Raw genomic sequence first — 1,736 nt, forward strand, 5'->3', positions numbered from 1 at the left:
ATTTACTTGTTAGCCGCTCCATCATCAATAAATTTCAGATAATGAGACATCTGTTGATAAGTTCCATCTTTATAGTAGACCTTCACTTTCACAGTGAAAGTTCCCCATCCGGAGGTGGATAACGGAAATGCATATGGGCCATAACCCCGTTCATTTATAATACGCACTGGGTTTGGGAAAGTGGGGTGTAGCGTATATTCGACATATTCTATTTTTTCCAGCACATCATCAGGGCCTTTAATAAAAATCGTCCAATCCCAATAATCGCTCCTATTTTTCGATCTCTGTGCGACATTGCTGGCGGAAATGGGATAGTTCGCTTCCGTATCTATTGGCTTCGAACGAATAGAAGATAAGTCTATTCTCTTTTTAGATAACGCGCCTTGAAGTTCTTCTAATTGTTTTCTTAACGTTTCGGCTTCTTTTGACGATTGCGCTAATTGGCTTTTCAGATTATCAACATTTTCATTGTTCGATCCTGATGTTGACAGTCGTATAATTTCTGCGCGTGCCTCCTCTGCTTGCTGTTGAGCGAAAGCAACTTTTTCAGCCGCGACCTTTAATTCAGCGTCTTTTTCAGCTATAATTTTTTCCGCTTCTCTAGCTTCCTTTAACAGGCCCTCAACAAATTCAAGATAATTCCTCCATCTGCGCCTTGATTCTTCTGATGGGCTCAGTCTAACAAAATATGCAGCGAAATCACGACGTTTCTCCAATTCCTTATATAGACCGCGCTCCAAGAACTGCGCAATGTAATCACTTTCTTTTGTTTGTATCTCAAATTGAAGTCTCTTTTCTTGGATTTGCCAATTGATCACAAGGCTTAAAATACTAATTGCGAAAGTCCCCAGAAGGAATTTTAGGAATCCATATTTAAGCTTTAATTTCTCAATCTCTTTGGCAGGCGTACCTTGTTCCTCAGCCACTTTAGCGTCCTCCATTATAATGGCTCTCACGGCAGAAACACCGGTTACCCAGTACCCCCGCCCAGTCCCGGGCGTGCGGTTTTCCCGCATCTTATGTGGTTAACCACATAAGATGCGTTATGTTGCGAACTTGGTTATGTTGCGAATTATCCATATTTGCTTGATATTATAGAACATGGCTCCATGTTTTCACAACATAATTGAGATAGGTGAGATAGGGGGACAGCCTTAATTATCGGTGAGATAGGGGGACAGCCTTAATTATCTAATCAACATTTCCAACCAAATGATATCCTTCACGTACGGCGATCGACTCGCCCCTTCTGACGGCGTAGCCGATACCGGGTACGGTCATCCCCAATGACCGGGCAAGCTCGGTCTGGGAAAGGCCCAGTTCCCGGGTGCACCAAAAGCAAAACAAGTCCCGGGCTTCCACACGATCTTTCTGGCGCCCCTTTTGGAAAATGTCGTCTCGGTCGAGCCCATAGATCAAAGCGACCCTCTCGGCAACACGACCCATGTCGTAGCCTGTTGTTTGCGTTCATAACGGCGATCGAACGTCTCATTGGCCTCGGACAAAACCGATTCAACAAAATCCGAATCGCCGAGAATGCGTTCATCGCCTTTGATCCGATCCATTCCTCTCAATCGAATCTTCTTGATTTCGGACCACCCACCCATACTGCGAACCAATCCTCCGCCAACCAATTCCGGACGCGCCCGATGGTCATTCCCGCGCCGACATAGTCCAGGTATGCCTTGCGAGCCGCAGAAACCCTTTTCCAAAACAGCCCAGCACATAGCCGCCAT

1 protein-coding gene and 1 pseudogene are annotated in these 1,736 nt (G+C 45.5%); both read right to left on the reverse strand.

Annotated features, from left to right (window positions below):
• Window positions 1-2: 2 nt before the first annotated feature.
• On the reverse strand, window positions 3-926 hold the full coding sequence (locus JCM12296_RS34565) for a pYEATS domain-containing protein (RefSeq protein ID WP_054702684.1): 924 nt from the start codon (window positions 924-926) through the stop codon (window positions 3-5).
• Between the two features lie 489 nt (window positions 927-1,415).
• Window positions 1,416-1,736: pseudogene (locus tag JCM12296_RS43000) on the reverse strand (hypothetical protein); the annotation flags it as partial.

This window comes from Desulfosarcina cetonica JCM 12296 (assembly GCF_001311845.1).
In the GTDB taxonomy this organism is placed as follows: domain Bacteria; phylum Desulfobacterota; class Desulfobacteria; order Desulfobacterales; family Desulfosarcinaceae; genus Desulfosarcina; species Desulfosarcina cetonica.